Genomic DNA, 7,574 nt, shown 5'->3' with positions numbered 1-7,574 from the left:
ACGCGGAGAGCACCATCACCAGGCCCAGCGCGGTGAGCAGGCCGAACACCGCGAGCACCAGGTGCAGCGAGGTCAGCGGCCGGCCGAGCCACTGCGCCAGCGCTCCGCCGAGGGCGCGCACCCGCAGCGAAGCCGTCGTGGTCCGCTCCCGCGCCGGCAACGGCACGTTGCTGCCGTCGGACGACAGGACGGCGCCGTTCGCGCCCCGGCCCGAGCCGCCCCCCGAGCCCGAGCCCGTGCGGGGCGACGCGGTCACGACGGCGCGCCCGGGTCGGACGCCGGCTCGGGCACCCCCGCGACCCGCTGCGCCGCGGCGGCGAAGGCGTCCCCGCGCGCGGCGTAGTCACGGAACATGTCCATCGAGGCCGCCGCCGGCGCGAGCAGCACGACGTCGCCGGGGTGGGCCATCGACGCGGCCGCCCGCGCCGCGCGCGTCATGGGATCGTCCATCGGGCCATCGTCACCCGCGCCCACGTCGACGACCGGCACCTCGGGCGCGTGTCGGGCCAGCGCGTCGAGGATCGCCCCCCGGTCGACGCCGAGGACCACCACGCCCGCGAGCCGGCCGCGGTGGGCGAGGACGAGGTCGTCGACCTCCGCTCCCTTGAGCATGCCACCCGCGAGCCACACCACGCGGTCGTGCGCGGCGAGCGAGGCGGCGGCCGCGTGGGGGTTGGTCGCCTTCGAGTCGTCGTACCAGCGCACCCCGTTCGCCTCGGCGACGACGGCCCCGCGGTGCGCCCCGGGGGCGTAGCCGCGCAGGCCGGCCGCGACGGCGTCGGCGGGGACGCCGTGGGCCCGTGCGAGCGCGGCCGCGGCGAGCGCGTTGGCCTCCCCGGGCGGGCCGGCCGGGGCGATGTCCTCGAGCGCGGCGAGCGGGGTGCCGCGCCGGGCCCCGTCGTCGGCGAACGCACGGTCGAGCAGCAGCCCCTCGTCGCGGCGGATCCCCACCTCCCCCGGGCTCGGCTCGCCACGGGTGAACCCGACGTGGCGCGGCGCCGGCGCGGTGCGCAGCAGGCCGGCGGCGCGCTCGTCGTCGAGACCCGCGATCGCGATCCCGCCGCGCAGCACCCGGGCCTTGGCGGCCGCGTAGGCCGCCATCGAGCCGTGCCAGTCGAGGTGGTCGTCGGCGACGTTGAGCACCGCGCCGGCGTAGGGCGCGACCGAGGGCGACCACTCGAGCTGGAAGCTGGAGAGTTCCACGGCGAGCACCCGGTGCCCGGCGCGCAGCGCGTCGACGATCGGGAGCCCGATGTTCCCGCAGGCCACGGCGTCCTCGCCGGCGGCGAGCAGGATCGCCTCGAGCATGCCGGTCGTCGTGGTCTTGCCGTTGGTGCCGGTGACCGCGAGCCAGCGGGGCGGCCCCGCGGGGCACACCGCGGGGTCCTGGCCCAGCCGCCACGCGAGCTCGGGCTCCCCGATCATCTCCACGCCGGCGGTCCGCGCGGCCTGCGCGAGCGGCGAGTCGGGGCGGAAGCCGGGGCTGGTGACAACGAGGTCGCACCCCTGCGGCAGGGCCCCGAGCTCGGTGGTGAACGCGGCGGTGCGGTCCCCCAGCGAGGCCAGCTGGCCCGGGTCGGCGTCGGCGACGGTCACCGTGGCGCCGATCTCGAGCAGCACGTCGACGACCGACGCCCCGGTCCGCCGCGCCCCGGCGACCAGCACGTGCGCGCCCGTCAGCCGGGTCCCCGCGCCGGCCTGCCCCCGTGTCGCCACCATGCGCTACCCGCCCGACGCGGCGAGCCACTCGCTGTAGAACAGGCCGAGCCCCAGCGCGCAGCAGATGGCCGCGAGCAGCCAGAAGCGGATGATCACGGTGGTCTCCGCCCACCCGGCCAGCTCGAAGTGGTGGTGGAACGGCGCCATCCGGAAGAGCCGGCGCCGCGTCGTGCGGAAGACCGCGACCTGCAGCACCACCGAGAGCGCCTCGACGACGAACACCCCGCCGAGCACGACCAGCAGCAGCTCGGTCCGGGTGACCATCGCGAGCCCGGCGAACAGCCCGCCGAGGGCGAGCGAGCCGGTGTCGCCCATGAAGATGCGGGCGGGCGCCGCGTTCCACCACAGGAACCCGATGCACGCCCCCATCCCGGCGGCGGCCACGAGCGTGATGTCCAGCGGGTCGCGGACCTGGTAGCACCCGGCGCCGATGGCGGTGTCGCACGCGTTGCGGAACTGCCAGAACGAGACGATGAGGTAGGTCGCGAGCACCATCGCGGAGATGCCGGCGGCGAGCCCGTCGAGGCCGTCGGTGAGGTTCACCGCGTTCGAGGCGGCGGTGACGATCAGGTAGCAGAACAGGATGAACCCGACGCTGCCGAAGCCGACGACCGCGATGTCGCGGACGAAGGACAGGTTCGTCGAGGCCGGGGTCAGGCCCTGCTCGTCGGCGAAGTTCAGCGCGAGCAGCCCGAAGATCACGGCGGTGACGAGCTGGCCGACCAGCTTGGCGGTCTTGTTCAGGCCGAGGTTGCGCTGGCGGCGGATCTTGATGAAGTCGTCGAGGAAGCCGACGACCCCCAGCGAGGTCATGAGCAGTAGCACCAGCAGGGCGGACGCCGAGATCGACACGTCGGCCGCGAGGTGGGAGGCGAGGTAGCCGATCCAGATGGCGGCGAGGATCGCGACCCCGCCCATCGTCGGGGTGCCGCGCTTGCCCTGGTGGCTCTGCGGGCCCTCCTCGCGGATCTCCTGGCCGAAGCCCTGCCGGATGAACAGCCGGATGACGTACGGCGTGAGCAGGATCGACACCGCGAGCGCGATCCCGGCCGCGACGAGCACCCCCTTCATCGGGCGCCCCCCGTCCCGGCCAGCAGGGCCTGCGCCACCGTCTCCAGCCCGGCCGAGCGGCTGGCCTTGACCAGCACGACGTCGCCCGGGCCGGCGTGGACCGCCTCGAGGGCGGCCGCGGCGTCGGGCACGAGGTCGGAGGCGAGCCCGGCGTCGCGGGCCGCCTCGTGCATCCCGCGGGCGGCTTCGCCGACGACGACGAGCCGGTGCAGGCCGGTCCGCGCGGCGAGCCGGCCCAGCTCGGCGTGCGCCGCCTCGGCGTCGGGACCCAGTTCGGCCATCACCCCGAGGACGGCGGTGCGGTGCCCGCCCTCGCCCGGGGCCATGGCGGCGAGGGTGGTCAGCGCGGCGCGCATCGACTCCGGGTTCGCGTTGTAGGCGTCGTTGAGGACGGTGAGGCCGTCGGCGCGCTCGGCGACCTCCATCCGCCAGCGGCTGCGCGGTTCGGCCGCACCGAGCGCCTCGGCGACCGCCGCGACCGACAGGCCGGTCGTCTCCAGCGCGATCGCGGCCGCGGCGAGGGCGTTGTCGACCTGGTGGGCGCCGCGCAGCCGCAGCGCCACGTCGGCCTCGCCGCGGGCCGTGACCAGGCGGAAACGGGCGCGGCCGTCGTCGCCGAGCGTCTCGTCGACGGCGCGGACGTCGGCCTGGAGGGCCCGTCCGGCGTGGACGACGCGGGCGGCGGTCCGGTCGGCCATCGCGGCCACGACCGGGTCGTCGGCGCCGAGCACGGCGACGCCGCCCGCTCCGTCCTTCCCGGCCGCGGGCAGCGCCTCGACGAGCTCCCCCTTGGCGGCGGCGATCGCCTCGCGGGAGCCGAACTCGCCCAGGTGGGCCGACCCGACGTTGAGCACGGCCCCGACCCGGGGCGGCGCGACGCGGCAGAGCGCGGCGATGTGCCCGGGCCCGCGGGCGGAGAGCTCGCAGACCAGGTGGCGGGTGGTGGCGTCGGCGCGCAGCACCGTCCAGGGATGGCCGAGCTCGTTGTTGAAGCTGCCGGGCGGGGCGACGGTCGGCCCGTCGCGCTCCAGCAGGGCCGCGACCAGGTCCTTCGTCGAGGTCTTGCCCGACGAGCCGGTGATCCCGACGACCGACAGGCCCGTCTGCGCGACGAGGGTGTCCACGACGTGGCGCGCGAGGGTCTGCAGCGCGGCCAGCACCGCCGCGCCGGACCCGTCGCGGTCGGCGGCGAGGACGTAGGAGCCGCCGGCGCCCTCCGGGGTCGCCCCGACGGGGACGACGACGGCGGGCCCGTCGACCTCGCGGGCGGCGAGCACGCCGGCCGCCCCGGCGTCGAGGGCGGTCCGGGCGAAGGCGTGGCCGTCCGCGCGCTCGCCCGGCAGGGCCACGAACAGCCCGCCCGGGCCCACCGCGCGGCTGTCGAACTCGACCGTGCCGGTGATCAGCTCGTCCCCGCTCGCCCGGTGCAGTGCGCCACCGACGAGGCGGGCGAGCTCGGCGAGGGTCTGGTCGATCACGCAGGGTCCTCTCGCAGGGCGCGGTCGTGCAGGGCGGTGGTGAGTTCCTCGACGTCGGAGAACGGCAGGGTCTCGGCACCGATCTTCTGGCCCGGCTCGTGGCCCTTGCCGGCGACCACGACGACGTCGCCCGGTTCCGCGGCGGCCACGGCGGCTCGGATCGCGGCCCGTCGGTCGCCCTCCTCCGCCACGATCGCACGGGCCGCCGACGAGCCCCGCGCCCCGTCCAGCATCGCCGCGCGGATCGCCGCCGGGTCCTCGGTGCGCGGGTTGTCGTCGGTGATCCAGACCAGGTCGGACAGGTCCGCGGCGAGCGCGCCCATCACGGGGCGCTTCTCCCGGTCGCGGTCACCGCCGCAGCCCAGCACCGTCAGGACCCGACCGGCACTCCCCCGGCCCCGGTCCACCTGGTCCCGCAGCGTCGTCAGCAACGCCTCCACGGCGGCCGGCTTGTGGGCGTAGTCGACGACGGCGAGGAAGGGCTGTCCGGCGTCGACGCGCTGCATCCGCCCGGGCACCGCGACCTCCGCGAGGCCGGGCGCGAGCCGTGCGGGGTCGAGGCCGGCGGCATGCCCGCAGGCGAGCGCGACGAGCGCGTTGGCGACGTTGAACCCGCCGGGCAGGCGCAGCGTCACCGGCACGTCGGCCCCGTCGGGACCCAGCGCCCGGAAGGTCTGCGTGCCGTCGGCGCGGGCCACGACGTCGGCGGCGGTCCAGTCCGCGTCCGGGCCGGTCGCGCTCACGGTGACCGCGTCGAGGTCGGCGGCCAGCCGCGCGCCCCAGACGTCGTCGACGCAAACGACGTGGGCCCCGGCCCGGCCGTCGAAGAGGCGCCGTTTGGCGGCGAAGTAGTCCTCCATCGTCGGGTGGAAGTCGAGGTGCTCGGCCGAGAGGTTGGTGAAGGCGCCCACGGCGTAGGCGCTGCCGTCGACCCGGCCCTGGGCGAGCGCGTGGCTGGAGACCTCCATCGCCGCGTGCGTGACCCCCTCCTCGACCATCGCCGCGAGCAGGGCCTGCAGGTCCGGGGCCTCGGGCGTGGTGAAGGCGCTGGGGACGTGGCGGCCGCGCATCCGGGTCTCGACGGTGCCGATCAGCCCCGTCGTCGCGCCGGCCGCGGCCAGCGCCGCCTCGAGCAGGTACACCGTCGTCGTCTTGCCGCTCGTCCCGGTGACGCCGAGCAGGGCGAGCCGGCGGGACGGGTCGCCGAAGACCAGCGACGACGCCGGGCCCAGCGCCTCCCGGGGGCGCGGGTGCACCAGGACCGGGACGCCCGCACCGGCGACGGCGGGCCGCGCGGCGCCCTCGGGATCGGTGAGCACCGCGGCGGCCCCGCGCTCGAGGGCCCGGGCGGCGAAGTCGGCCCCGTGGGCGCGGGCGCCGGGGAGGGCGGCGAAGAGCTCACCCGGGCCGACCTCATGGGCGCGCAGGCAGGCGCCGGTGACCGTCGTCGAGGCGTCCCCGTGCAGGTCCGGCGCGGTCCCGGTGGCCGTCGCGATGCGCTCGGCGAGGGCCGCCAGCGGGGCCGGGGTGACGTGGCGCGGACGGATCACGTCCGGGCCCGGCGGGACGGTGTCCCCGGAGGGCTCCACGACGGTCCGGCTGGGCGCGGGCACCTGCCGAAGGCTACTCACCGTCCCGGGCGGACCCGCCCGCGCCCTCCGCGCCGCGGACCGGCCCGGACAGGGCCCGCAGGTGGATCGCGACGGCGGCTCCGGTGCGCTCGACGTCGCCGGTCGCGAGCAGGTCGAGCAGGGACCCGCGCAGCACCGCGAGCACCAGGGCGCGCTGCGCGGCCCCCTCGGGCGTGCTCCCCACCGACGAGGGCTGGTGGGCGGCGAGCAGGAGGTCCCAGTCGTGCACGGTGTCGAGCGCGAAGCCCTCCCACGGGCCCGGCTCGCCGGTCACCGAGCGGCTGTAGGCCTCGAGCCAGAGCCGGAGCAGCGGGCGGTGCTCCCGGGCCGAGAGCCACCGCCACACCCCCTCGGCGACCGCGGCGAGCCCGGCGTCGTCGGGCAGGCTCTCGAGCACCCGCAGCTGGTCCGCGCGGGACCGGCCGAGCAGCGCGCGCACCAGGCCGTCCTTGCTCCCGAACAGGTAGAGCAGCACCCGCGGGCTCGACCCGATCGCCTCGGCCAGCGGGCGCAGCGACATGTCCGCGAGCCCGTGGACCAGGACCCACCCGTAGGCCGCGTCGAGCAGTTCGCGCCGCCGGGCCGAGCCGTCGCCGCTGCCGGGCCCGTCGTCGATCCCCACCGCCACCTCGCTCGCCGTCACGACGCTCAGTGTGATTGACTGAAACAGTCGTTTCAGTGAAGGGGGCGGGTCATGGGAGACGTGCTGCTCCGGGACGGGGACCGACCCGGCGACCTCGGGTGGGTGCTGATGGCCCACGGCGAGCGCTACGCCGCCGAGTACGGCTGGTCGGTCGAGGCGGTGACGGCGCGGGTGGTGGCCGACTTCGCCGCGCACGCCGTCCCGGGCGCCGACGCGGCGTGGGTCGCCGAGCTCGACGGCCGGCGGGTGGGGTCGGTGCTGTGCGTGCGCGAGGACGCGACGACGGCCCGTCTGCGGCTGCTCCTGGTCGAGCCGCGGGCCCGGGGTCTGGGCGTCGGCCGGGCCCTGGTCGAGCGCTGCGTGGCCTTCGCCCGCGACGCCGGGTACGCGCGGCTCGTGCTGTGGACCAACGAGCCGCTCGCCGCCGCGCGCGGCCTCTACCTGGCGGCCGGCTTCGTACTGGTGGGCGAGGAGACGCACACCGAGTTCGGGGACCCGCTGCTCGGCCAGTCCTATGTGCTGCGCTTGTGAGCACTTACCCGTGTCATAGCACGGAGAAGTGCTCACGAGCGCGCAGCGCACCTACTACGGCAGCTGCAGCGGCACGACCCGCGGCGGGGCGGTCGAGACCGGCACGTTCCCGTGCGCGGCGAGGTAGGTCCCGATGTCGTGGAACAGCGGCGCGGCCGAGTCGCCGCCGGGCGGGGCGTCGAGCATGAGGGCCACGACGTAGCGCGGGTCGTCGGCCGGGAACATGCCGGCGAAGGTGATCCAGTAGGTCGACTTGGCGTAGCAGCCGCAGCCCGGGTCGACCTGCTGCGCGGTCCCGGTCTTGCCCGCCACTGGATAGCCGTCCATCGCGGCCTTGGCCCCCGTGCCCTGGTTGGGGCTCTTCGCCTCCTGGGTCACCGACTGCAGCATCTGGCGCAGTGTCTGCGCGGTCTGCGGGGACATCGCCCGGACGCCGGCCGGCGCCGGGGCGGGCGTGCGGACCCCGTCCGGCCCGACGGTCGCCGAGATCACCCGCGGCGG

At 76.6% G+C, this 7,574-nt stretch carries 7 protein-coding genes and 1 pseudogene; 1 reads left to right on the top strand and 7 read right to left on the bottom strand.

The annotated features are described in order from the left end of the window. The 6 genes and pseudogenes from AC0CYZ_RS05815 to AC0CYZ_RS05790 all read right to left on the bottom strand — a co-directional run. Window positions 1-256 (bottom strand): annotated as a pseudogene (locus tag AC0CYZ_RS05815) (cell division protein FtsW); the annotation flags it as partial. Further along, window positions 253-1,719 (bottom strand): UDP-N-acetylmuramoyl-L-alanine--D-glutamate ligase, encoded by a 1,467-nt coding sequence (gene murD / locus AC0CYZ_RS05810; RefSeq protein WP_472213232.1) that lies wholly within the window; start codon window positions 1,717-1,719, stop codon window positions 253-255. The gene murD and the pseudogene AC0CYZ_RS05815, both read right to left, overlap by 4 nt. A gap of 3 nt (window positions 1,720-1,722) precedes the next feature. After that, window positions 1,723-2,790 carry a phospho-N-acetylmuramoyl-pentapeptide-transferase gene (gene mraY / locus AC0CYZ_RS05805; RefSeq protein WP_472213230.1) on the bottom strand — a complete coding sequence of 356 codons (1,068 nt, stop codon included), beginning with the start codon at window positions 2,788-2,790 and terminating at the stop codon, window positions 1,723-1,725. Further along, on the bottom strand, window positions 2,787-4,268 hold the full coding sequence (locus AC0CYZ_RS05800) for a UDP-N-acetylmuramoyl-tripeptide--D-alanyl-D-alanine ligase (RefSeq protein ID WP_472213228.1): 1,482 nt from the start codon (window positions 4,266-4,268) through the stop codon (window positions 2,787-2,789). Before AC0CYZ_RS05800 ends, mraY begins: the two co-directional genes overlap by 4 nt. Beyond that, on the bottom strand, window positions 4,265-5,881 hold the full coding sequence (locus tag AC0CYZ_RS05795) for a UDP-N-acetylmuramoyl-L-alanyl-D-glutamate--2,6-diaminopimelate ligase (protein WP_472213226.1): 1,617 nt from the start codon (window positions 5,879-5,881) through the stop codon (window positions 4,265-4,267). The genes AC0CYZ_RS05800 and AC0CYZ_RS05795 overlap by 4 nt, the downstream gene beginning before the upstream one ends. 10 nt (window positions 5,882-5,891) lie before the next feature. Beyond that, window positions 5,892-6,542, bottom strand: a complete 651-nt coding sequence (locus AC0CYZ_RS05790) for a TetR/AcrR family transcriptional regulator (RefSeq protein ID WP_472213224.1) — start codon at window positions 6,540-6,542, stop codon at window positions 5,892-5,894. Window positions 6,543-6,593: 51 nt separating this feature from the next. Between AC0CYZ_RS05790 and AC0CYZ_RS05785 the strand changes: the two genes are divergently transcribed. Beyond that, the gene (locus AC0CYZ_RS05785) at window positions 6,594-7,073 is read left to right on the top strand and encodes a GNAT family N-acetyltransferase (protein WP_472213222.1); all 480 of its coding nucleotides are present in this window, start codon (window positions 6,594-6,596) and stop codon (window positions 7,071-7,073) included. A gap of 54 nt (window positions 7,074-7,127) precedes the next feature. Here the strand turns inward: AC0CYZ_RS05785 and AC0CYZ_RS05780 are convergent. Further along, the coding region (locus AC0CYZ_RS05780) for a penicillin-binding transpeptidase domain-containing protein (RefSeq protein WP_472213220.1) at window positions 7,128-7,574 on the bottom strand (447 nt) is incomplete at its 5' end.

It is taken from the genome of Actinomycetospora sp. (assembly GCF_055612215.1).
This window is presented reverse-complemented; position numbering and strand designations above follow the sequence as displayed.

Bases quoted from the DNA above. Each gene is read 5' to 3' on its own strand.
- murD (WP_472213232.1), bottom strand. From the start codon at position 1,719: ATGGTGGCGACACGGGGGCAGGCCGGCGCGGGGACCCGGCTGACGGGC.
- mraY (WP_472213230.1), bottom strand. From the start codon at position 2,790: ATGAAGGGGGTGCTCGTCGCGGCCGGGATCGCGCTCGCGGTGTCGATC.
- AC0CYZ_RS05785 (WP_472213222.1), top strand. From the start codon at position 6,594: ATGGGAGACGTGCTGCTCCGGGACGGGGACCGACCCGGCGACCTCGGG.